This window comes from Pseudomonas sp. S06B 330, assembly GCF_002845275.2.
Lineage (GTDB): Bacteria > Pseudomonadota > Gammaproteobacteria > Pseudomonadales > Pseudomonadaceae > Aquipseudomonas.
This window is the reverse complement of record NZ_CP088149.1, coordinates 4,692,426-4,714,948: the sequence shown is the minus strand read 5'-3', so window position 1 is coordinate 4,714,948 and position 22,523 is coordinate 4,692,426. Positions and strand designations below refer to the sequence as shown.

19 protein-coding genes are annotated in these 22,523 nt (G+C 60.0%); 8 read left to right on the top strand and 11 right to left on the bottom strand.

The window, feature by feature from the left end; genetic code table 11:
* Positions 1-51 precede the first annotated feature (51 nt).
* The 5 genes from CX511_RS21105 to arcD (CX511_RS21085) form a co-directional block, all read right to left on the bottom strand.
* Positions 52-414, bottom strand: a complete 363-nt coding sequence (locus CX511_RS21105; RefSeq protein ID WP_045190174.1) for a DUF5064 family protein — start codon at positions 412-414, stop codon at positions 52-54.
* 54 nt (positions 415-468) lie between these two features.
* A complete protein-coding gene (arcC, locus tag CX511_RS21100) occupies positions 469-1,401 on the bottom strand; it encodes a carbamate kinase (RefSeq protein ID WP_045190175.1) in 933 nt (310 codons plus the stop codon).
* 132 nt (positions 1,402-1,533) lie between these two features.
* Positions 1,534-2,544, bottom strand: a complete 1,011-nt coding sequence (locus CX511_RS21095) for an ornithine carbamoyltransferase (protein ID WP_045190177.1) — start codon at positions 2,542-2,544, stop codon at positions 1,534-1,536.
* Positions 2,545-2,613: 69 nt separating this feature from the next.
* On the bottom strand, positions 2,614-3,870 hold the full coding sequence (gene arcA / locus CX511_RS21090) for an arginine deiminase (protein ID WP_045190178.1): 1,257 nt from the start codon (positions 3,868-3,870) through the stop codon (positions 2,614-2,616).
* Between the two features lie 31 nt (positions 3,871-3,901).
* Positions 3,902-5,329 carry an arginine-ornithine antiporter gene (gene arcD / locus CX511_RS21085; RefSeq protein ID WP_045190180.1) on the bottom strand — a complete coding sequence of 476 codons (1,428 nt, stop codon included), beginning with the start codon at positions 5,327-5,329 and terminating at the stop codon, positions 3,902-3,904.
* Positions 5,330-5,769: 440 nt separating this feature from the next.
* On the opposite strand from arcD (CX511_RS21085), the gene arcD (CX511_RS21080) reads away from it, so the two are divergent.
* Entirely contained in the window at positions 5,770-7,197 is a 1,428-nt protein-coding gene (gene arcD, locus CX511_RS21080) for an arginine-ornithine antiporter (protein ID WP_045190181.1), read from the top strand.
* A 33-nt stretch (positions 7,198-7,230) separates the two neighbouring features.
* Here the strand turns inward: arcD (CX511_RS21080) and CX511_RS21075 are convergent, their stop codons facing one another.
* The 6 genes from CX511_RS21075 to gap all read right to left on the bottom strand — a co-directional run bounded on the left by CX511_RS21075 (position 7,231) and on the right by gap (position 14,016).
* Positions 7,231-7,656: a YbaN family protein gene (locus tag CX511_RS21075; RefSeq protein ID WP_045190183.1), complete on the bottom strand. Its 426-nt coding sequence runs from the start codon at positions 7,654-7,656 to the stop codon at positions 7,231-7,233.
* A gap of 59 nt (positions 7,657-7,715) precedes the next feature.
* Positions 7,716-8,330 carry a biliverdin-producing heme oxygenase gene (locus CX511_RS21070; RefSeq protein ID WP_045190186.1) on the bottom strand — a complete coding sequence of 205 codons (615 nt, stop codon included), beginning with the start codon at positions 8,328-8,330 and terminating at the stop codon, positions 7,716-7,718.
* Positions 8,331-8,530: 200 nt separating this feature from the next.
* On the bottom strand, positions 8,531-11,125 hold the full coding sequence (locus CX511_RS21065; RefSeq protein ID WP_101292143.1) for a TonB-dependent receptor: 2,595 nt from the start codon (positions 11,123-11,125) through the stop codon (positions 8,531-8,533).
* A 119-nt stretch (positions 11,126-11,244) separates the two neighbouring features.
* Positions 11,245-12,207, bottom strand: a complete 963-nt coding sequence (locus CX511_RS21060) for a FecR family protein (protein ID WP_045190190.1) — start codon at positions 12,205-12,207, stop codon at positions 11,245-11,247.
* A gap of 68 nt (positions 12,208-12,275) precedes the next feature.
* On the bottom strand, positions 12,276-12,794 hold the full coding sequence (locus CX511_RS21055) for an RNA polymerase sigma factor (protein WP_101292144.1): 519 nt from the start codon (positions 12,792-12,794) through the stop codon (positions 12,276-12,278).
* Positions 12,795-13,014: 220 nt separating this feature from the next.
* Positions 13,015-14,016, bottom strand: a complete 1,002-nt coding sequence (gap, locus tag CX511_RS21050; protein ID WP_101292145.1) for a type I glyceraldehyde-3-phosphate dehydrogenase — start codon at positions 14,014-14,016, stop codon at positions 13,015-13,017.
* Positions 14,017-14,284: 268 nt separating this feature from the next.
* On the opposite strand from gap, the gene edd reads away from it, so the two are divergent.
* From edd to CX511_RS21015, 7 genes are all read left to right on the top strand, one after another.
* Positions 14,285-16,111, top strand: a complete 1,827-nt coding sequence (gene edd / locus CX511_RS21045; protein ID WP_101292146.1) for a phosphogluconate dehydratase — start codon at positions 14,285-14,287, stop codon at positions 16,109-16,111.
* Positions 16,108-17,061 (top strand): glucokinase, encoded by a 954-nt coding sequence (locus CX511_RS21040; protein ID WP_045190197.1) that lies wholly within the window; start codon positions 16,108-16,110, stop codon positions 17,059-17,061. The genes edd and CX511_RS21040 overlap by 4 nt, the downstream gene beginning before the upstream one ends.
* 66 nt (positions 17,062-17,127) lie before the next feature.
* Complete coding sequence (locus CX511_RS21035) at positions 17,128-17,844, top strand: response regulator (protein ID WP_045190198.1); 717 nt, start codon at positions 17,128-17,130, stop codon at positions 17,842-17,844.
* Positions 17,845-17,887: 43 nt separating this feature from the next.
* A complete protein-coding gene (locus CX511_RS21030) occupies positions 17,888-19,282 on the top strand; it encodes an ATP-binding protein (RefSeq protein WP_101292156.1) in 1,395 nt (464 codons plus the stop codon).
* Positions 19,283-19,426: 144 nt separating this feature from the next.
* The gene (locus CX511_RS21025; RefSeq protein ID WP_101292147.1) at positions 19,427-20,683 is read left to right on the top strand and encodes an ABC transporter substrate-binding protein; all 1,257 of its coding nucleotides are present in this window, start codon (positions 19,427-19,429) and stop codon (positions 20,681-20,683) included.
* 88 nt (positions 20,684-20,771) lie between these two features.
* Positions 20,772-21,680 (top strand): carbohydrate ABC transporter permease, encoded by a 909-nt coding sequence (locus CX511_RS21020; protein ID WP_101292148.1) that lies wholly within the window; start codon positions 20,772-20,774, stop codon positions 21,678-21,680.
* Positions 21,673-22,518, top strand: coding sequence for a carbohydrate ABC transporter permease (locus CX511_RS21015; RefSeq protein WP_045190205.1), 846 nt, complete (start codon positions 21,673-21,675; stop codon positions 22,516-22,518). The genes CX511_RS21020 and CX511_RS21015 overlap by 8 nt, the downstream gene beginning before the upstream one ends.
* The last annotated feature ends 5 nt before the right edge of the window (positions 22,519-22,523 follow it).

Below are 22,523 nucleotides of genomic sequence, written 5' to 3'. Positions count from 1 at the left end.
GTCTTCACACACCCGGTGGGAGCTGGCGTTGCCAGCGATGGGGTCGAGTGGTTACTCGAAATGTTCTGGATTTACCGGGTCGCCGGATTTCATGTTCAGTTGAACACGTACGTCCTCGAACATGGCGTCGTAGTGCTTGTGTACCGAGCCAATGTTGCTCAGGTGCTTGGGAATACCATACTTCTCAGCGATTTTCGTTACGTTGCTGGCGAAGTTGTAGGCTTGTTCCTTGGGCAGAAAGAACGGTTCGTTCATGTCCTTGCCCTGGATCGTTCCATGCATTTTGAACTGTATGCCTTTACCTTCCTTGGGGTCGGTGGCAACTTCATAATCAAGGTTAATGTCGTAACTGACGTCGTCCTTGGTCAGTGCATGACGCTCGATGTGCAGATGACCGGGTGTGAACGTGGCCATGAAAGGCTCCTCTGGAAGGTTGAAAAGGGCGGACCCTAAGTCCGCCCAACTGCATCAACGGTAGCTTATTCCAGGCTTGGCCGTACTGACACGGGTACCTGCAGTACCTTTGACGATGCCTTCGATATCAGGCAGCGAGCCGATGACCGCGACTTTGCCGGTATTGCGGGCAAATTCGCAGGCAGCCTGGACTTTCGGGCCCATGGAACCGGCGGCGAAACCAAGCCGCTCAAGTTCGTCGGGGTGAGCCTCGGCGACAGCTTTCTGGGTCGGTTTGCCCCAGTCGATGTAAGCCGCGTCAACGTCTGTGGCGATGACCAGCAGATCGGCTTTGAGCTCCTGAGCCAGCAACGACGAGCACAGGTCTTTGTCGATCACCGCTTCTACACCGCTCAACAGCTTGCCGCTGTCGTCGTACATGGTCGGGATGCCACCACCACCGGCACAGATCACCACGGTCTTCTTTTCCAGCAGCCAGGTGATTGGACGGATTTCGAAAATGCGCTTCGGACGTGGACTGGCGACCACTCGACGGAATTTGTCACCGTCGGGTTTGACCACCCAGCCTTTTTCTTTGGCCAGGCGTTCGGCGTCTTCCTTGCTGTAGACCGGGCCGATAAATTTGGTCGGATCCTTGAACGCCGGATCTTTACCATCGACTTCAACCTGGGTCAGCAGGGTGGCGAATGGCACTTCGAACGGCAGCAGGTTACCCAGCTCTTGCTCGATGATGTAGCCGATCATGCCTTCGGTTTCCGCCCCGAGGACGTCGAGAGGATAGGCTTCGTCGGGCTTGTAGGATTGCGCCTGTAGCGACAGCAGGCCAACTTGCGGGCCATTACCGTGAGCGATGACCAGTTCGTTGCCGGGATGAATCTTGGCGATCTGTTCAGTGGCGATGCGGATATTGGCGCGCTGATTGTCCGCGGTCATGGGTTCGCCACGGCGCAGCAGGGCGTTGCCGCCCAATGCAACAACGATACGCATGATGATGTCCTTTTGGCATAGGAAGCGAAGCTTTTGTGGGAGCTGGCCTTGCCAGCGATGCAGGCACCGCGCAGTGCTTGAGACGGCGCTGATGTCATCGCCGGCAAGGCCGGCTCCCACAGAAGTGATGGGTTACAGGTCCGCGAGGGTCGAAACCAGGATCGCCTTGATGGTGTGCATGCGGTTTTCCGCTTGCTCGAAGGCGATGCAGGCTGGCGACTCGAACACGTCGTCGGTGACTTCGATACCGTTGGCCAGGTTTGGATACTGCTCAGCAATCTGCTTGCCGACTTTGGTGTCGGAGTTGTGGAACGCTGGCAGGCAGTGCATGAACTTGGTCCGTGGGTTGCCGGTGGCTTTCATCAGCTCGGCGTTGACCTGGTAAGGCAGCAGTTGCTGAATACGCTCGGCCCAGGCTTCAACTGGCTCGCCCATCGACACCCAAACGTCGGTGTGGATGAAGTCGACGCCCTTGACTGCGGCTTTTGGATCTTCGGTCAGGGTGATGCGTGCGCCGCTTTCTTCCGCATATTTCTTGCAGCGGGCAACCAGGTCGTCATGGGGCCACAGGGCTTTCGGGGCGCAGATGCGCACGTCCATGCCGAGTTTGGCGCCGATCAGCAGCAGCGAGTTACCCATGTTGTTGCGGGCGTCACCCAGGTAGACGTAGCTGATCTCGTGGATCGGCTTGTCGGCGTGCTCACGCATGGTCAGCACGTCGGCGATCATCTGGGTTGGGTGGTATTCATCGGTCAGGCCGTTGAACACCGGAACGCCAGCAAACTTGGCCAGCTCTTCAACGATTTCCTGTTTGAAGCCACGGTACTCGATGGCGTCATACATGCGGCCCAGAACACGTGCGGTGTCCTTCATGCTTTCTTTGTGGCCGATCTGCGAGGAGTTAGGGTCGATGTAGGTGACGTTGGCGCCCTGGTCATAGGCTGCGACTTCAAAAGCGCAACGGGTGCGGGTCGAGGTTTTCTCGAAAATCAGCGCAATGTTGTTGCCTTTGAGGTGCTGCTGCTCGGTGCCGGTGTACTTGGCACGTTTCAGGTCGCGGGACAGGTCCAGCAGGTAGCGCAACTCGCGAGGGGTGTGGTGTTCCAGGCTCAGCAGGTTACGGTTGTGGATGTTGAACGCCATGATGATTCTCCTTGGATTCGGTGATCGGCCCGGCCGGCACCGGATAGGTGCGGCCGGGTGGATGGTCGTTTAGTAGTCGATAGGGTCACGAACGATTGGGCAGGTCATGCAGTGACCGCCGCCACGGCCCCGGCCCAGTTCGCCGGCGCTGATGGTGATGACCTCAATACCGGCCTTGCGCAGCAGAGTGTTGGTGTAGGTGTTGCGGTCATAACCGATGACCACACCCGGCTCAACAGCCACCACGTTGTTACCGTCATCCCACTGCTCGCGTTCAGCGGCGAAGCTGTTGCCGCCAGTTTCGACGACGCGCAGTTTCTTCAGGTTGAGGGATTCGGCGACCACTTCGATGAAGGTTTTGTTTTCGCGACGCACGTCCATGCCATACGGCTTACTGCTGTCTGGACGGATGACGAACGGCACAATTTCCTTGACCACTTCAGGGAAGACAGTGACCAGGTCGCGGTCGCAGAAGCTGAACACGGTGTCCAGGTGCATCGCTGCACGGGACTTCGGCAGGCCGGCAACCACAACTTTCTCGACGGCGCCTTTGGCAAACAGCGACTGGGCCAGTTGGCCGATGGCCTGACGCGAGGTGCGCTCGCCCATACCGATCAGGACTACGCCGTTGCCGATTGGCATGACGTCGCCACCTTCCAGGGTTGCTTTGCCGTGGTCCTGATCCGGGTCGCCGTACCAGATTTCAAAGTCGGCACCGGTGAACTCAGGGTGGAACTTGTAGATCGCGGTGGTCAGCAGGGTTTCCTGACGTCGCGCTGGCCAGTACATCGGGTTCAGGGTTACGCCGCCGTAGATCCAGCAAGTGTTGTCGCGAGTGAACTGGGTGTTTGGCAGCGGGTCCAGCAGGAAGCTGGAGTGGCCCAGGTAATCGCGGTACATCTTGATCACACCGGAGCCTTCGCTTTCCGGCAGGTCTTCACCGGCCACGCCGCCGATCAGGAACTCGGCCAGATGACGTGGCTCCAGGCCTTCGAGCCAGCTGCGTACTTCGTTGGTCAGGCCGACACCGACGGTGTCCGAGGTGATCTTGCGGTCGAGGATCCATTTCAGCGCTTCAGGCTGCGCGACGATGTCGGTCAGCAGATTGTGCATCTCCAGTACTTCGATGCCGCGCTCACGCATTTTGGTGACGAAATCGAAGTGGTCGCGCTTGGCCTGATTGACCCAGATGACGTCATCGAACAACAGCTCGTCGCAGTTGCTCGGCGTCAGGCGCTGGTGCGCCAGGCCAGGGGAGCAGACCATCACTTTGCGCAGTTTGCCGGCTTCAGAATGTACGCCGTACTTAACTTTTTCCGTGGACATGGTTATTTCCTCCAAGTTGCGAATACGGGGGTTACAGAGTCAGGAAGCCGTCGTAGAGGCCATAGGCAGCCACCAGGGCGCCAACAACCACGGCGGCGAAGAGAAGCTTCTCCACATTGGTAAAGATGGGTTGACCGACCTCGCGCTTGGCCTTGGCGAACAGGATCACGCCAGGGGCATAGAGCAGGGCCGAGAGCAGCAGGTATTTGACGCCACCGGCGTAGAGCAGCCAGAGCGCGTAGATCAGGGCAATGCCGCCGATGATCAGGTCTTTCTTGCGTTCAGCCAGGGCCTGCTCATAGGTTTCGCTACGCAGTGCGAGCAGGAAGGCATAGGCCGCCGACCACAGGTAAGGCACCAGGATCATCGAAGTAGCGAGGTAGATCAGCGACAGGTAGGTGCTGGCAGAGAACAGGGTGATGACCAGGAAGATCTGCACCATGGCGTTGGTCAGCCACAGGGCATTGGCCGGCACATGGTTGGCATTCTCGCGGCGCAGGAACTCCGGCATGGTGTGGTCTTTGGCGGCGGCGAACATGATCTCGGCACACAGCAGCACCCAGGAGAGCAGGGCACCGAGCAGCGAGATGATCAGACCGACGCTGATCAGCACTGCGCCCCAGTGACCTACCACGTGCTCCAGCACGGCAGCCATCGAAGGGTTCTGCAGTTTGGCCAGTTCAGGCTGAGTCATGATGCCCAGCGACAGCACGTTGACCAGAACCAGGAACAGCAGCACGGTGATGAAGCCGATGACGGTGGCCTTACCCACGTCCGAACGCTTTTCAGCACGGGCCGAGAAGATGCTCGCGCCTTCGATGCCGATGAATACCCAGACGGTGACCAGCATCATGTTACGCACCTGGTTCATCACGCTGCCCAGGTCCGGGTTCATGGTGCCCCAGATGTCAGCGGTAAAGATGTCCAGTTTGAATGCGAACAGGGCGATCAGGATGAACAGCGCCAGCGGCACGACCTTGGCCACGGTAGTGACCAGGTTGATGAACGCCGCTTCCTTGATCCCGCGCAGGACCAAAAAGTGTACGGCCCAGAGCAGCACAGAAGCGCCGATGATGGCGGCCGGGGTATTGCCCTCGCCAAAGATCGGGAAGAAGTAGCCCAAGGTACTGAAGAGCAGGACGAAGTAGCCGACGTTGCCCAGCCAGGCACTGATCCAGTAGCCCCAGGCGGACGAAAAGCCCATGTAATCGCCGAATCCAGCCTTGGCGTAGGCATACACCCCACCGTCAAGATCCGGCTTGCGGTTGGCCAGGGTCTGGAACACAAAGGCCAGGGTCAACATACCGATAGCGGTGATGCCCCAGCCGATCAGAACAGCGCCTACATCAGCACTGGCAGCCATGTTTTGTGGCAGCGAAAAGATCCCGCCGCCGATCATAGAGCCGACTACAAGTGCAACAAGGGCACCAAGTCGTAGTTTTCCGGGAGCGTCTGACATCGAATAACTCCGTATCAGGAGAAGAGATGAAGCTAGAGTAAATCCAGCGACGTATTCATAAGCTGATTCAGGTCAGTTAATAGGGCATTCCATTGCGTCAATGACTGAAAGAGCTCCCCCGGAGTATGCCGATGGCAATGCTGCAAGCCTCGTACACAGGCACCTCCATGGTGATTTAGAGCATTCGCTCTGACAGCCTGCGAGATTTGAAGCTAGCCCGTTTCACAGGTTTAGCAAATTTTTGACAAGATTTTTTCTTATTTACTTGAAGCGTCGCGAGTGGTGCACAAAACTCACCAATTAGTATGTTTGGTATAGACGCACTAGTTATGAGGGTTATAGTTTTAAAGACGGAATACCTATAAACGCCTAAACTGCGCCTATATTTAACTCAGGGTGAACCCCTGAGGTTACAAAGACGAGACAGAAAGGGGATGTGCATGTCCGAACCTGGACAAAAATTGCGCCTGGGTGCGTTGATCGCGCTGGTGGTCGGGTCGATGATCGGCGGCGGAATTTTCTCCTTGCCGCAGAACATGGCGGCGCGCGCCGACGTCGGTGCGGTACTGATCGGCTGGGGCATTACTGCGGTGGGCATGCTGGCCCTGGCGTTTGTGTTCCAGACCCTGGCCAACCGCAAGCCGGAGCTCGACTCGGGGGTGTACGCCTATGCCAAGGCCGGTTTCGGCGATTACATGGGCTTTTCGTCCGCCTGGGGCTACTGGATCAGTGCTTGGCTGGGCAACGTCGGCTATTTCGTTCTGTTGTTCAGCACCCTGGGTTTTTACTTTCCGGTATTCGGCGAGGGCAACACACCGATTGCCATTGCCTGCGCGTCGCTGCTGCTGTGGGCTGTCCACTTCCTGGTGTTGCGCGGCATCAAAGAGGCCGCGTTCATCAACCAGGTGACCACCGTGGCCAAAATCGTGCCGCTGGTGATGTTCATCATCATCGCCGCGGTGGCGTTTCGTGCCGACATCTTCACGCGCGACATCTGGGGCTTGAGCAATCCGAAATTCGGCAGCGTGCTCGATCAGGTGCGCAACATGATGCTGGTGACGGTGTTCGTGTTCATCGGCATTGAAGGCGCCAGTGTTTACTCAGGCAGGGCGCAGAAACGCTCGGATGTGGGCAAGGCCACCGTGATCGGCTTCATTGGCGTACTGGCCTTGCTGGTGATGGTCAACGTGCTGTCGTTGGGGGTTATGACCCAGCCGGAACTGGCGGCGCTGCAGAACCCGTCGCTGGCCTCGGTGCTTGAGCATATCGTCGGGCCCTGGGGTGCCTTGTTGATCAGCATCGGCCTGGCCATTTCGTTGCTGGGTGCGTTGCTGTCCTGGGCCTTGCTGTGCGCCGAAATTCTGTTTGCCACTGCCCGTGACCAGACCATGCCGCGTTTTCTAGCCCATGAAAATGCCAACCATGTGCCATCCAACGCACTATGGCTGACCAACGTCATGATCCAGCTGTTTTTGCTGATCACGCTGTTCTCGGCGGGCACCTATACCAGCCTGATCTACCTGGCCTCGTCGATGATTCTGGTGCCGTATCTGTGGTCGGCGGCGTATGCCGTGCTGCTGGCAGTGCGTGGCGAGTCATATGAGGGCCATCCAGGTGCGCGACGCAAAGACCTGTTGATTGCAGGCATCGCCCTGGTCTACGCGATCTGGCTGCTGTATGCCGGTGGCTTGAAGTACTTGCTGCTGTCGGCGTTGCTGTATGCGCCAGGGGTGATCCTGTTTGCCCGGGCCAAGCATGAGCAGGGCCAGGGGCTGTTCACCCATTGGGAAAAGCTGATCTTTGCCGGGGTGCTGGTGGGCGCTGTAGTGGCGGCGTATGGCCTGTATGCGGGGCTGCTGACCTTGTAACGAACAGGGGAAGCCGCTGCCACCAGGCTGCGGCTATCCCTGCGAAGACTTCACCGAGCCCAGTTCATCCACCCCTCTTACAGTTTCCGGCCGCGACCAGATCCACAGGTTGCCCAAGGCCATGCCGCCGATGGCAAGAAACACCGGCCAACCGTGATCAAGGAACACCAGCATCAGGCTCGCGCACAACAGCATGCTGATGGTGGCGCTGAGTTTGGCGCGACGCTGGATGACCTTGCCATTGCGCCAGTTGTGCAGGATCGGGCCGAACAAGCGATGATTTTCCAGCCAGGCGCTCAGGCGCGGTGAGCTGCGGGTGGCGGCCCAGGCGGCGAGCAGAATGAACTCGGTGGTCGGCAAGCCGGGCACCACAATAGCGACCAGGCCGATGGCCAGGCTGATATAGGCCAGTAGGCCGAACAGCAGGCGGGAGAGTTTCGAGCTAGAAGGGCGGGTCATGGCAGCGTCGGTTGCACGGGTAAGGCCCGGTTACCACGAGGGTAACCGGGTACGGCGCATCAGGCCAGTTCGGCTTTAGGCGCAGTTGCGTAGGCGTGTTTGAGCAATTCGGTGAAGCGTTCGAACGCCGCTACGGCACCTTTTTCGGCTTTGGCTTCTTCTTCGGCGCTCAGCTCCAGACCGTCGAGGATGCGGGTGAACTGCTTCCAGCCTTCAGCGCGGCCACCGGCAGGCTCGCCCAGGTGACGGGCTCCGAAGCTGTCGGACAGGCCCAGCACCACGGCGCGCTTGATCAGGAATGCGGCACCCAGCTTGGAGCCTTCGGAAACGAAGATCCAGCCCATGGCTTCGCCCAGGCTCGGGTTCTCAACAGCACCGGGGAAATCTGCTGGAATCTCGGTGTTGAGGTCAGCCAGGTCCAGGCCAGCCTGTTCGGCGCGGCAGCGTTCGGCCAGGTCAGGGACGATGGCAATCAGTGCCGGGTCGGTGTACAGCGCCTTGAGTTCGTTCTGGAACAGGTACTGGGCGACGACGAAGCGGGCGAAGCTTTCGCGGGTTTCGAACGGCGCGTGGGATTTGACCAGAGCGTCCAGCTCGCTATGCGGGGCATGGGTCAGCTGGTTCAGGCGTTGCGAACGCAGGCTGGCGCGTTCGGTGGTGGTTGCGGCGGTCATGGTGATTCCTTGCGAAATGGGCGTGCCTAGTGACTAGACGAACAAGAGGACGCGTGACAGTAAAAAAACCTCACCTGTTTTTCTGTTATTGCTGGTTTGTGGGAGCTGGCCTTGCCAGCGATGCAGACGCCGCGCAATAGCTGACACCGCGCCGACCCCATCGCCAGCAAGGCTGGCTCCCACAAAAAGACGCGATGGGTTTAGATGTCCCAGACCAGGTTGATGGCGAAATTGCGCCCCGGCATAGTCAGGCGATCGAGGTTGGCCGGCGCGGTGACAGCCGCTTCGCCAAGGCCGTCGTAGCCGCGTACGTCATCCCACTGCCAGTACTTTTTGTCGGTCAGGTTGTACAGGCCGGCGTTGACAGTGATGTCGTCGGTAACCTTGTAGAAGCCGGCCAGATCGAGCACGCCGTAGCCTGGTGTGCGGAACTGTTTGCTGGCGCCATCCGGAGCGAAGAAGGTGGTGTCGTCAACCCGGTCCTTGCGCTTGACCAGGGTCCAGCTCAGCAAGGCGCCGTATTGCTCCTGCTCATAGCCCAGGCCCATCACCGCGGTCAGCGGATTAACACTGTTGAGCGGCTGACCGGTGTCATCATTGCGACCATGCGCATAAGCCAGCGAACCTTGGGTATACAGGCCTTGAGGCGCACCAAAGGCGTCCAGGTTCAGGCGACCCTTGAACTCGGCACCCTTGATGGTGGCGTGCTTGATGTTGTTGGCTTCGAAGGTTTGGCCCAGGTCGTTGCCCTGCACGGCGTCTTCATTGATGAAATCGCGGTACTTGTTGTAGAACACCGCCACATCGAAGTTACCAGCGTCGAAGTTGCCACGAAGACCGGTTTCGTAGCTTTTGCTCTTTTCCGGCTCCAGGTTGGGGTTGCCACGTACGCTGTAGTCCAGGCCCGGGTTTTCAAAGCGACCATAGAGCGCTTTGGCCGTCGGCGTACGGAAGCCTTCGGCGTACTGACCGTACCAGGTGTAATTGTTGTTGAAGGCATAGGTGATGCCGAACTTGGGCGATACCCGGTGCCATTTCTTGGCGTCGTCGTCGATTGGCTCGCCAGGCTTTGCATCGACGCCAAGGAGGAATTCGTCGGTCATGTCCGGGGTCATCTTGGTGTAGTCGTAGCGCACACCTGGCAGGAAGGTCCACTGGTTCCAGCGGATCTCATCCTGGGCAAACAGGCTGTAGGTGTTGACGGTCGGGTCCGGGAAATCGCTGACCAGTTCCTGGCCATCACGCGGGCTGTCAGCGCCGATAGCGGTGCAGGTGCCGCCGACATTCAAGCAGGTGCCGCTACCACTGCGCGAACCGGTGACTTTCTGATGCTTGAGGGTGGTGCCATAGGTCAGCAGGTGCTCGGTCTCGCCAATGCTGAAGGCTTTGTCCAGCTGGGCATCAAACAGCCACTGACGATCCTTGTAGGTGGTCTGGCGATCACGGAACACCTCGCGGCCCCCGGCAACATAGAGCTCTTCGGTGCGCTGGTCGGTCTTGCCGATCTGGTAGTTCAGGCTCCACTTGACGTTGTCGGCAAGCAGGCTGCCGAGGGCGAATTCGTGGTTGATACCGAAGCGTTCGCGGGTGATGGTGTCATTGCCGGTCCGGTCACGGTACGAGTTCATGGCACCAAAGCCAGGAATGAACGGGCCGCCCACCGAGCTCAGTTGATCCAGGTCGCGGTCGTCCTTGTAATGCTCGTAGGTGAAGGCCAGGCGCGAGTCGTCGGCATAGTTCCAGCCAGCCTTGGCCAGAATGTTGGTGGTGCGAACGTCTTCAGGGTTGGCTTCGGTACGCTCAAGGCCGGTGCCACCGTGGCCGCCATAGGACTCAGTCTCATGGCCGTTGCGTTGGCTCAAGTGCAGCAGGCCGTCGAAGTCGCCATGGCGCCCGGCAACGGTGGCCGAATTCAGCCAGCTTTCGTCTGCCGAGCTGTAGCCGGTCTTCAGGCGCGCACCAACGTCTTTACCGGGCTTGATGATGTCATCCGGGTCGAGGGTGAAGTAGCTGACTGCGCCGCCGATGGCGTTGCTGCCGTACAGCACCGACGCTGGGCCACGCAGAATTTCGACGCGCTTGATGATCTCGGGATCGACGTAGTTGCGCTGGGTCTGAGCATAAGGGCCGAAGAAGAAGCTGTCGGGGATCGACACACCGTCGATCTGGGTCAGCACACGCTCACCGTCGATCCCACGAATGTTGTAGCCGTTAAGGCCACTGCGCTGACCGGTGCCGCCGACCGAAACACCGGGCTCGTAACGCACCAATTCCTTGATGTTGTTGACGTTCTGGCGGTCGAGCTGCTCTCGGGTCTGTACCGATACGGTACTCGGCACCTGGCTGATGTCTTGGGCACTACGGGTAGCGCTGATGGTGATCTGCTGCAGGGCGATGGTGCTGGAGTTGTTGCGCTCCAGCACCACGTTACCTGCACTGAGGGTGCGGTATTTCAGGCCGGTGCCAGCAAGCAGGCGCTGTAAGGCCGCTTCCGGCTTCAGCGAACCCTGTACGCCCGGCGAGGCCACGCCTTCAGCCAGCTCAGCCGACAGCCCCACCTGCCAGCCGGTCACTGCGGTGAAGGCATTGAGCGCCGATACCAAAGGCTGCTGGTTGATGGCAAAGCGGTAGTCTCCCATGCGAGGGGCACTGGCTTGGGCGGGTTCAGCGGCCAGTGCTGGCAGGCTGCAGGCACCGCTGGCGAGCATGGCCAGGGTCAACAGGGAGAGCGTGCAACGTTGCAGCCCAGGCGTACGTGAAGTGTCTGAAGACCGACGAGTAAAACCAGTGTGCATCGAAAGCGCTCCCTGTCGCGCGAATGTTATAGGTGCAGGTTGATCCAAAAATAAGAATCAATTGCATTGGCTATAACGAGACGTAACGCCTCAGGGGATCGCGTAAAAAAACTTTCCGATCAGTTAAGAATGACCATGGCAGGAAGCTCATACAGCTGTGACGAAGTGATGTGTGCCAGGGCGCGTAGGGTTTCCAGTGGTTGGTCCAGACGGTAGTTGCCGGTGACCGCGACCTGCTCCAGGCGCTCGTTGCGCGAGATGATCAGGCCCGGATAGTAACGACGCAGTTCGGCGACTACCTGATTCAGCGGGCAGTTCTCGAAGATCAGACGGCCCTGGACCCAGGCCAGGTCCTTTTGCGCGTCGACCCGTTCGCGCTGGCCAAAGCCATTGGGGCCGACACGAATGCTATCGCCACTGGACAGGCGAATGCGCTGGTCACTGTTGCCTTGCAGGTCGACATCCCCGCGTTGCACACGCACCTGCGCTTCGCCGTCGAGATAGCGCACGGCGAAATCGCTGTCGCGGACGCTGGCGCGCAGTGGGCCGGCTTGTAATTCCAGTGGCTGGCTGCGACCTGCCGGGACCTCGAAGAAGGCCTCGCCCTGGTAAAGATGAGCGACGCGCTGGCGGGCATCGATGTCGCTGGAGAATGCCGAATTGGTGTTGAGCAGCACCTTGGAGCCATCTTCAAGCTGAAGGCGCTGGCGCTCGCCGACCACGGTCAGGTGATCGGCTTGCAGACGCACCGGTAGATTGCCAACGGTGAAAACGCTGATCAGCAATACCGCGGCAGCGGCCAGAGGTTTCCAGTGTGGGCGCAAGCGCGCCAAGCGCGAAGGGCGTTGGGTCAGGGCAATCTGGCTGGCGGCCTGGCGTAGGATATCGCCTTGCCACAGTGCTTCGGCCTCGACGTAGGCTTGGGCATTGGCCGGGTCGGCTTCCAGCCAGGCCTCGAAGGCATGAGTGTCCTCAGCGCTGGCGCATTGCAGTCGAATCAGCCAGTCCAGCGCCTGGTCCATGGCACTATCGCAGGCAGCCGGGTCTGGCGGCGAAGGGCGATCAGGGGCGCTATCGGTCACGGTACATCCTGGAAGGTCTTGTCGTTCTATTTATGATCAAGCGTAACCGCGTGGCTGGCAAGCCAGGGTTAATCGCGGTTCAGACGATTGGCAACACCGACACAGATGGCCATGATCAGTTTCAGTTCCTTCTGAACCGTGCTGGCCGAGACATTCAACTGCTCGGCAATTTCCAGATAGCTGGCACCGTGTAGGCGGCTGAGGATGAAAATCCGTTGCTGGCGTGCGGTCAATTGGCCGATGCTGATGCTCAGGCGTGTGAGCAGTTGTTCGGCATGGGCCGCGTCTTCGGCGCTGCTGCTGGGGGCGGCGACGTTGTGCAGGATTTGTTCGGGAACATCATCAACCAGGTTGCGTGCTTGTGCCCGACGCGCACGCAGGTGATCAAGGGCGAGGTTGCGCGCGGTCTGGAACACGAACGGTTCGAGGTGCTCGATCGGGCGTTCACGCAGCGCCCGGATGACACGCAGGTAGGTTTCTTGCAGCAGGTCTTCGGCGGTGCTGGGATTGTCGACCATACGCTGCAACGTGCGCAGCAGGCTGACCCGCTGGGCGAGGAATACAGTGTTGAAGTGGGACTGACTCACAGCGATACTCGAACAATGCGAAGCGAATGATAATGCTTATCATAAATAATAAGGTCAAGTGTTTGCTCCTCGGCACCGCAACGACTGCCGAGGCACGAGGTTGCGATCGGCAGCAAAGCAGTCGCACCTGAGGCACCCGGATGTTCAGGGTTTATGGCCGCTTTGCGGCCAATCGCAGCCTGTCGGCAGCGGCTACACGCTGGCCAGCCACAAGGGCAGGTTATTGCGCGTTACACAGCGCCAGGCAGTTATCCAGCATACGGTTGGAAAACCCCCACTCGTTGTCATACCAGGCCAGCACTTTGAGCATGCGGCCACTGACCCGCGTATGGTTGGCGTCGAAGATCGACGACAGCGGATTGTGGTTGAAGTCACAGGACACCAGCGGCAGGCTGTTGTAACCCAGGACCTTGGAGTGACGGCTGGCGTCCTTGAACAGGCTGTTGACCTCTTCGACGCTGGTATCGCGCTCGAGGTTGACGGTCAGGTCGATCAGCGACACGTTGATCACCGGTACCCGTACCGCCATGCCGGTGAGTTTTCCAGCCAGCTCCGGCAGCACCAGGCCGACAGCTTCGGCCGCGCCTGTCTTGCTCGGAATCATCGATTGGGTGGCCGCGCGGGCGCGGAACGGGTCGCTGTGGTAGACGTCAGTCAGGCTCTGGTCATTGGTGTAGGCGTGGATGGTGGTCATTAAACCCTGTTCGATGCCCAGCTCGCGGTGCAGCACCTGCGCCAGCGGCGCCAGGCAGTTGGTGGTGCATGATGCACTGGAGATGATCTGGTGCGAGGGGCGCAGGATGTCGTGGTTGACTCCATAGACAATTGTCGCGTCGGCGCCTTTGGCCGGCGCCGAGATAATGACTTTGCGCGCCCCGGCAGTAAGATGGGCGGCTGCCTTGACCCGGTCGGTGAACAGCCCGGTGCATTCAAACACGACATCGATGGCTTCGGCTTTCCATGGCAGCTCCGCCGGGTTGCGTATGGCGCTGACGGCGATACGGTCGCCATTGACGGTCAGGCTTTCGTGATCGGATTCAACACTGGCAGCAAAGACGCCATGCACGCTGTCGTATTTGAGCAGGTGCGCGTTGATCGCGCTGTCGCCCAGGTCGTTGATCGCGACGACCTGCAGGTCTTGACGGTAGCCTTGGGTATAGAGTGCGCGAAGGACGTTGCGGCCAATGCGGCCAAAGCCATTGATTGCGATACGAAGGGTCATGGAGCTACCTCTGGCAGACCGGGTGAAGCCCGTGGTAAACGAGGAACTGCTTCACTGAATCTGTTTTTGTTGTTGGAATTACAAGATTATTCGTAAAAAAATAGAAAACAAGCCTTTTTGCTGGCAGTATTTTGTTCAATCTACAACGAGCGATCGGCCAAGCCGTTCCTCCCGCAACAGCCACGCCTGCCTTTGAGCCTAGGTGGCGATTGTTGATTAGGGAAACTGCCGCAGAGGTCGCAACCACCGTTAGCCTGGAGTCCAGTACATGCATCCGCGCATTCTTGAGGTCACCCAACGGCTGATCGCCCGTAGCCGTCCCACCCGTGAGCGCTACCTGCAGTTGATTCGCGGTGCGGCCAGCGATGGGCCGATGCGGGCCAAACTGCAATGCGCCAACTTCGCCCACGGTGTGGCCGGCTGTGGCTCCCAGGACAAGAACAGCCTGCGCATGATGAATGCGGCCAACGTCGCCATCGTCTCGGCCTACAACGACATGCTCTCGGCGCATCAGCCTTACCAGCACTATCCCGAACAGATCAAACAGGCTTTGCGCGATATCGGCTCGGTTGGCCAGTTTGCCGGCGGTGTGCCGGCCATGTGCGATGGCGTCACCCAGGGTGAACCGGGAATGGAGTTGGGGATTGCCAGCCGCGAAGTGATTGCCATGTCCACGGCCATTGCCCTGTCGCACAACATGTTCGATGCGGCGCTGATGCTGGGCATCTGTGACAAGATCGTCCCGGGCCTGTTGATGGGCGCATTGCGGTTTGGTCACCTGCCGACCATTTTCGTGCCGGGCGGGCCGATGCCTTCGGGTATCTCCAACAAGGAAAAGGCCGATGTGCGTCAGCGTTACGCTGAGGGCAAGGCCAGCCGCGAAGAGCTGTTGGAGTCGGAGATGAAGTCCTACCACAGCCCCGGTACTTGCACGTTCTACGGGACGGCCAACACCAACCAGTTGCTGATGGAAGTCATGGGCTTGCACTTGCCCGGCGCCTCCTTCGTCAATCCCTATACACCGCTACGCGATGCACTCACCGTCGAAGCTGCACAACAGGTCACGCGCATGACCAAGGCCAGCGGCGATTTCATGCCGCTGGGCGAGATTGTCGACGAAAAATCCCTGGTTAACTCCATCGTCGCCCTGCATGCCACAGGCGGTTCGACCAACCACACCCTGCACATGCCGGCGATTGCCCAGGCTGCGGGTATCCAGTTGACCTGGCAGGACATGGCTGAACTGTCCGAGGTGGTACCGACCCTGTCTCACGTCTACCCGAATGGTAAAGCCGACATCAACCATTTCCAGGCGGCGGGCGGCATGGCCTTGCTGATTCGCGAACTGCTCGATGCCGGGCTGCTGCATGAGGACGTCAACACTGTCGCCGGCCATGGCCTGCGTCGTTACACCCAGGAGCCGTTCCTGCAGGACGGCAAGCTGGTCTGGCGTGAAGGGCCGCAAGCGAGCCTGGATGAAGCAATCCTACGCCCGGTAGCGCGGCCGTTTTCTCCGGAAGGTGGTTTGCGGGTGATGGAAGGCAACCTAGGGCGCGGGGTCATGAAGGTTTCCGCTGTTGCCCCTGAGCATCAGGTGGTCGAAGCCCCGGCGCGGGTGTTCCACGATCAGCAGGCGCTGGCCGATGCCTTCCAGGCCGGTGAACTGGAATGTGATTTTGTCGCGGTGATGCGCTTCCAGGGGCCGCGCTGCAACGGTATGCCCGAACTGCACAAAATGACCCCGTTCCTCGGTGTGTTGCAGGACCGTGGTTTCAAGGTGGCCTTGGTCACTGACGGGCGCATGTCGGGAGCTTCGGGGAAAATCCCGGCGGCCATTCATGTCTGCCCGGAAGCCTTTGATGGTGGGCCACTGGCGCGCGTGCGCGATGGCGATATCGTCCGCGTCGACGGCGTTGCCGGCACCCTCAGCGTCAAACTCGATGCTGCGGAGTTGACCAACCGGGAGATCCCACCGGCTCCCAGTGGCAATGATCTTGGCTGCGGTCGTGAACTGTTTGGTTTCATGCGCATGGCCCTGAGCCCGGCAGAGCAGGGCGCCAGCGCCTTCACCTCGGCGCTGGAGCAATTGAAATGAAGCGCGCCCTGGTCGGTGATATCGGCGGCACCAACGCCCGCTTTGCCCTCTGGGAAAACAACCAGATGCATGCGGTGCAGGTATTTGCCACCGCCGATTACACCAGCCCTGAGCAGGCCATTGGTGCTTATTTGCAGGCCCAAGGCGTAGCCAGGGGCGAGTTGGCGGCGGTTTGCCTGGCGGTGGCTGGACCGGTCAGCGGTGATGAGTTCCGCTTCACCAACAACCATTGGCGGCTCAGCCGCCAGGCCTTCTGCAAGACCTTGCAGATCGAGCAACTGTTGCTGATCAATGACTTTACCGCGATGGCCTTGGGGATGACCCGGCTGCAGCCTGACGAATACCGAACGGTGTGCCAGGGCGAAGCCGAAACCGGGCGGCCGGCGGTGGTGATCGGCCCAGGCACTGGCCTGGGGGTGGGGACTTTACTGGGCCTGGAGGACGGTCGCTGGATGGCCTTGCCCGGTGAAGGTGGGCACGTCGACCTGCCGGTGGGCAATGCTCGGGAAGCACAGATCCGTCAGCAGATCGAAAGCGAGATCGGTCATGTCAGCGCCGAAACCGTGCTCAGCGGCGGCGGCCTGTTGCGTTTGTATCAGGCTGTCTGTGCGTTGGAGGGGCAGCCGGCAACGCTACAGAGTCCTGCGGCCATCACTGATGCTGCGCTGGCCGGTGAGCGGCTGGCGCTGGCAGTGGTCGAGCAGTTCTGTCGTTTCCTTGGTCGTGTGGCCGGCAACAATGTGCTGACCCTTGGCGGGCGTGGTGGCGTCTATATCGTCGGCGGCATCATTCCACGTTTCGCCGAGTTGTTCTTGCGCAGCGGTTTTGCCCAGAGCTTTGCCGAGAAAGGTTGCATGAGCGGCTACTTCAAGGGCATTCCAGTGTGGTTGGTGACGGCTGAATTTTCCGGTTTGCTGGGAGCCGGGGTGGCCTTGCAACAGGCCGGTTGAGCGGGCTAACTGGCCGCTCACCGGCAACGCCGACTCCCACAGTCCACGCCTACAAGGAAGCACGTTGTGAGCAAGTCGATACTGCTGGTCGACGATGACCAGGACATTCGTGAACTGTTGCAAACCTACCTGAGCCGCGCCGGCTTCAGTGTGCAAGCGGTTGCCGACGGCCAACGCTTTCGCCAGGCCCTGGATGGCAGCGACTGTGACCTGGTGATTCTCGACGTCATGCTGCCCGATGAAGACGGCTTCAGCCTGTGCCGTTGGGTGCGCCAGCATCCACGCCTGGCCCAAGTGCCGATCATCATGCTCACCGCCAGCTCCGATGAGGCCGACCGGGTCATCGGCCTGGAGCTGGGCGCCGATGATTACCTGGGCAAGCCATTCAGCCCACGCGAGTTGCAGGCGCGGATCAAGGCTCTGCTGCGCCGCGCCGGTTTTGGTCAGGAGCGTAACGGTGGCGATGTACTGACGTTCGATGACTGGCGCCTGGATACGGTCAGCCACCGCTTGTTTCACCGCGATGGTGAAGAAGTGATTCTGTCGGGCGCCGACTTTGCCTTGCTCAAGTTGTTTCTTGATCATCCGCAGCAGATTCTCGACCGCGACACGATCGGCAACGCTACCCGCGGCCGGGAACCGATGCCCCTGGACCGCATCGTGGACATGGCGGTCAGTCGCCTGCGCCAGCGCCTGCGCGACACGCAAAAGCCGCCGCGCCTGATCCGTACCGTGCGCGGCAGTGGTTACCTGTTGGCGGCCAGCGTTGCGCCCGCGCACTGACCGGCGCTGGCGCCTGCCGCTGCCGCGTTCGCTGTTGGGGCGCATGCTGCTGTTGACCCTGCTGGTGGTGCTGCTGGCCCAGGGCCTGTCGAGCCTGATCTGGCTGTCGCAGCTGCGCGCCAGCCAGATGGAAGGGCTGGTCGCCAGTGCGCGTAGTCTGGCCCATTCGATGAGTGCCAGCGTCAGTTACTTCCGCTCCTTGCCGCTGGCCTACCGGCCGATGGTGCTCGACCAGTTGCGCAGCATGGGCGGCACCCGTTTTGTCGTTTCGCTGAACGACAAGCCACTGGACATGCAGGTGATGACGGTAACGCCGCGCAAGCGTGCGGTGATCAGTGCTGTTGACCAAGTGCTGCGCCAGCGTCTGGGCGCACAGATAGATGTTTCCGTTGAGTTTGTCAGCCCGCAGGACCTGCGGATCTTCAACAGTGGCTTGAAGCTCGATGAGCTGCCGCGTTCCTGGGCGCACTACGCACTGACCCTGGAACCGGTCAATCCCCCGGTACTGGTCACCCAGATTCGTTTGGGCGAAGGCGAATGGTTGTACATCGCCTCGCTGATGCCAGAACCCTACACCAGCCTCGAAGACGAAGGCCTGCCACGTCAACAGGTGTGGTTCATCGGCCTGACCAGCTTCTTTCTGCTGCTGTTCATCGGTTTGCTGGTGCATTGGCAGAGCCGCCCGCTCAAGCGTCTGGCGCGAGCGGCACGGGAGATGTCGCTGGGTGCAGATGTCGAGCCGGTGGTGGAGGGTGGGGGCAGCGAGGTGGTCGAAGTGGGTCGGGCATTCAATGCCATGCGCGAGCGCATCAGCCGCTACCTGACCGAGCGTAGCCAGTTGTTCAGTGCCATTTCCCATGACCTGCGCACACCGATTACGCGCCTGCGCCTGCGCGTCGAATTGCTTGAGGACGAGCAGCAACAGGCCAAGTTCAGTCGCGACCTGGACGAGTTGGAGATGCTGGTAAAAGGCGCATTGCAGTGCGTGAAAGACACCGACATTCACGAAAACATCGAGCCTGTTGACCTCAACCACGCTCTCGATTGCCTGATCGAGCCGTATCTGGCCAGCGGCCGAGTAACGCTTCAGGGTAGGGCGCTGGCGCCTTATCCGGGTAAACCGCTGGCGCTGCGCCGGTGTATGGGCAACGTGATCGACAATGCCTTGAAGTATGGCGAGCGCGCTCACCTGCGGGTGCTGGATAGCGAAACCGGGTTCGTCCTGCAGGTTGACGATGAAGGGCCGGGGGTGCCCGCGCAGCGTCTGGAACAGGTATTCGAGCCGCATTTTCGCTTGGCCGGGCAGCAACAGGGCTACGGCCTGGGCCTGGGGATCGCGCGCAACATTGCCCATAGCCATGGCGGTGAACTGAGCTTGCGCAATCTGCGTGATGGCGGGTTGCGCGTGACCTTGAGCTTGCCGCGTAGTAGCGACTGACGTGCTGTACAGAGGAATGTCACAGGTTGGTGACATTCGCGCATCCCTTCGTTACCTCAGCCCCCCAAGCGTCTGGTTAGACTCCGATGCACGCGCAAGCACCATGACTTGCACCTGCATAACAACAAGAAAAGGTTCCGCCCCATGAATGCGATCAGTCGCCTCGCCGCTGTTATTTCTCTCACCTGTCTGTTGCCCCTCAGCGCAGTGGCTGCCGGTACGGTTGAAGTGACCCATTGGTGGACCTCCGGTGGCGAAGCCGCTGCGGTGAAGACCCTCAAGGAGCAGGTTGAGAAAGACGGCTTTACCTGGAAAGACAATGCCGTCGCCGGTGGCGGTGGCGCGGCTGCGATGACCGTACTCAAAAGCCGCGCGGTTGCTGGCAACCCGCCAGGCGCTGCGCAGATCAAGGGGCCAGATATTCAGGATTGGGGCGCCATGGGGCTGCTCACCGAGCTCGACGAGGTCGCCACGGCCAACAACTGGGATGCGCTGCTGCCAAAGAAAGTGGCCGAGATCATGAAGTACGACGGCCATTACGTAGCGGTGCCGGTGAACATCCACCGGGTCAATTGGCTGTGGATCAACCCGCAGGTGTTTGAAAAGGCTGGGGCCAAGGTGCCGACCACCCTTGATGAGCTGTTCGTCGCCGCCGACAAACTCAAGGCTGCCGGCTTCACTGCGCTTGCCCACGGCGGCCAACCCTGGCAGGACAGCACGGTGTTCGAAGACCTGGTGCTGAGCATCCTCGGGCCTGATGGCTATCACAAAGCTTTCGTCGAACTGGATGACGCGACCCTGACCGGTGAGCAGATGGTCGAGGTATTCAAGACCCTGCAACGCCTGGGTACCTATATGGACCCTAATCGCGCCGGGCGTGATTGGAACATTGCGGCTGCCGAAGTCATCAATGGCAAGGCTGGCATGCAGATCATGGGCGACTGGGCCAAGAGCGAATGGACCGCCGCTGGCAAGGTCGCGGGCAAGGACTATCAGTGCGTGGCCTTCCCCGGCACCCAGGGCAGTTTTGCCTACAACATTGACTCGCTGGCGATGTTCAAGCTCAAGAACGGAGACGACATCAAAGCCCAGAATGACCTCGCCAAGGTTGCTCTGGAACCTGAGTTTCAGACTGTGTTCAACCAGAACAAAGGCTCGCTGCCGGTCCGTCAGGACATGGACATGAGTCAGTTCGACGCCTGCACGCAGAAGTCCTCGGTGGATTTCAAAGAAGCCGAAAAAGGTGACGGCTTGCAACCGAGCATGGCCCACAACATGGCCACGAGCCTGGCGGTACAAGGGGCGATCTTCGACGTGGTAACCAACTTCTTCAACGACCCGAAAGCGGATCCCGCGACGGCGGTCAAACAGCTGAATTCGGCGATCAAGTCGGCCAAGTGATGGACTAGGCCGCAACTCGGTCCACTGTGGGAGCTGGCCTTGCCAGCGACGCGGTGCATGGCGCCGCCCATCACACGAGATATCCCTGATGAACACGATTGCCACTCTGAACAAGGCCACGCCCGTCGATGCCTTGCAACGCTGGCTGCCCAAGCTGGTACTGGCACCCAGCATGCTGATTGTCCTGGTGGGCTTTTATGGCTACATCCTCTGGACCTTCATCCTGTCCTTCACCAACTCAAGCTTCATGCCCAGCTACAAATGGGTGGGCCTGGCGCAATATGCACGGCTAATGGAAAACGACCGCTGGTGGGTGGCGAGCAAGAACCTGCTGCTGTTCGGTGGCCTGTTCATCGCCATCAGTTTGCTGATCGGCGTGCTGCTGGCCGTGCTGCTCGACCAGCGTATCCGCCGCGAAGGCTTTATTCGCACGGTCTACCTGTACCCCATGGCCCTGTCGATGATCGTCACCGGCACGGCCTGGAAATGGCTGCTTAATCCCGGCCTGGGTCTGGACAAGATGCTCCGCGACTGGGGCTGGGAAGGCTTTCGCCTGGACTGGCTGGTCGACCCGAATCGAGTGGTCTATTGCCTGGTGATCGCCGCTGTGTGGCAGGCGTCGGGCTTTGTCATGGCACTGTTCCTGGCAGGTTTGCGCAGCGTCGATCAGTCGATCATTCGCGCCGCGCAAGTGGACGGTGCCAGTTTGCCGAGCATTTATCTGCGTATCGTGCTACCGAGCCTGCGCCCGGTGTTCTTCAGCGCGCTGATGATCCTCGCCCATATCGCGATCAAGAGCTTCGATCTGGTCGCGGCGATGACCGCAGGTGGCCCGGGCTATGCCTCGGACCTGCCAGCAATGTTCATGTACTCATTTACCTTCAGCCGTGGGCAGATGGGCATGGGTTCGGCCAGTGCGATCCTGATGCTCGGTGCGATCCTTTCGATCCTGGTGCCTTACCTGTATTCGGAACTGAGGAACAAACGCCATGACTAGTTCCCTGGTTTCGCGTCGGTTCAACTTCAGCCGCATTGCCATCTACGCCACGCTGCTGCTGGCCTGCGCGCTGTACCTTATTCCGCTGATCGTGATGCTGCTGACCAGCTTCAAATCGCCGGATGACATCCGTACCGGCAACCTGTTGAGCTGGCCTGAAGTGATCACCGGCATTGGCTGGCTCAAAGCCTGGGACACGGTCGGTGGCTACTTCTGGAACTCGGTGAAGATCACCCTGCCTGCGGTGGTGATCTCGACCCTGCTCGGCGCCTTGAACGGCTACGTGCTGTCGATGTGGCGCTTTCGTGGTTCGCAATTGTTCTTCGGCTTGCTGCTGTTCGGTTGCTTTCTGCCGTTCCAGACCGTGCTGCTGCCAGCCTCCTTCACTTTGGGCAAGTTGGGCCTGGCCAGTACCACCACCGGCCTGGTGCTGATGCACATCGTCTATGGCCTGGCTTTTACCACGCTGTTTTTCCGCAACTACTACTGCAGCGTGCCGGATGCCTTGGTAAGGGCGGCGCGACTGGACGGGGCGGGGTTCTTCACCATCTTCGGGCGCATCCTGCTGCCGATGTCGGTGCCGATCATCATGGTCTGCCTGATCTGGCAATTCACTCAGATCTGGAACGACTTTCTCTTCGGTGTGGTGTTCGCCAGCGGCGACGCACAACCGATCACCGTGGCCCTGAACAACCTGGTCAACACCAGCACCGGGGTCAAGGAATACAACGTCGACATGGCGGCGGCGATGATCGCCGGCTTACCGACCCTGTTGGTCTATGTGCTGGCTGGCAAGTACTTCCTGCGTGGGCTCACCGCCGGCGCGGTCAAGGGGTGAAACAA

What these genes read in the sequence shown, in the direction of transcription:
- CX511_RS21105 (WP_045190174.1), bottom strand. Translation starts at nt 414, where the DNA reads ATGGCCACGTTCACACCCGGTCATCTGCACATCGAGCGTCATGCACTG.
- arcC (WP_045190175.1), bottom strand. Translation starts at nt 1,401, where the DNA reads ATGCGTATCGTTGTTGCATTGGGCGGCAACGCCCTGCTGCGCCGTGGC.
- CX511_RS21095 (WP_045190177.1), bottom strand. Translation starts at nt 2,544, where the DNA reads ATGGCGTTCAACATCCACAACCGTAACCTGCTGAGCCTGGAACACCAC.
- arcA (WP_045190178.1), bottom strand. Translation starts at nt 3,870, where the DNA reads ATGTCCACGGAAAAAGTTAAGTACGGCGTACATTCTGAAGCCGGCAAA.
- arcD (WP_045190180.1), bottom strand. Translation starts at nt 5,329, where the DNA reads ATGTCAGACGCTCCCGGAAAACTACGACTTGGTGCCCTTGTTGCACTT.
- arcD (WP_045190181.1), top strand. Translation starts at nt 5,770, where the DNA reads ATGTCCGAACCTGGACAAAAATTGCGCCTGGGTGCGTTGATCGCGCTG.
- CX511_RS21075 (WP_045190183.1), bottom strand. Translation starts at nt 7,656, where the DNA reads ATGACCCGCCCTTCTAGCTCGAAACTCTCCCGCCTGCTGTTCGGCCTA.
- CX511_RS21070 (WP_045190186.1), bottom strand. Translation starts at nt 8,330, where the DNA reads ATGACCGCCGCAACCACCACCGAACGCGCCAGCCTGCGTTCGCAACGC.
- CX511_RS21065 (WP_101292143.1), bottom strand. Translation starts at nt 11,125, where the DNA reads ATGCACACTGGTTTTACTCGTCGGTCTTCAGACACTTCACGTACGCCT.
- gap (WP_101292145.1), bottom strand. Translation starts at nt 14,016, where the DNA reads ATGACCCTTCGTATCGCAATCAATGGCTTTGGCCGCATTGGCCGCAAC.
- edd (WP_101292146.1), top strand. Translation starts at nt 14,285, where the DNA reads ATGCATCCGCGCATTCTTGAGGTCACCCAACGGCTGATCGCCCGTAGC.
- CX511_RS21040 (WP_045190197.1), top strand. Translation starts at nt 16,108, where the DNA reads ATGAAGCGCGCCCTGGTCGGTGATATCGGCGGCACCAACGCCCGCTTT.
- CX511_RS21030 (WP_101292156.1), top strand. Translation starts at nt 17,888, where the DNA reads ATGCTGCTGTTGACCCTGCTGGTGGTGCTGCTGGCCCAGGGCCTGTCG.
- CX511_RS21025 (WP_101292147.1), top strand. Translation starts at nt 19,427, where the DNA reads ATGAATGCGATCAGTCGCCTCGCCGCTGTTATTTCTCTCACCTGTCTG.
- CX511_RS21020 (WP_101292148.1), top strand. Translation starts at nt 20,772, where the DNA reads ATGAACACGATTGCCACTCTGAACAAGGCCACGCCCGTCGATGCCTTG.
- CX511_RS21015 (WP_045190205.1), top strand. Translation starts at nt 21,673, where the DNA reads ATGACTAGTTCCCTGGTTTCGCGTCGGTTCAACTTCAGCCGCATTGCC.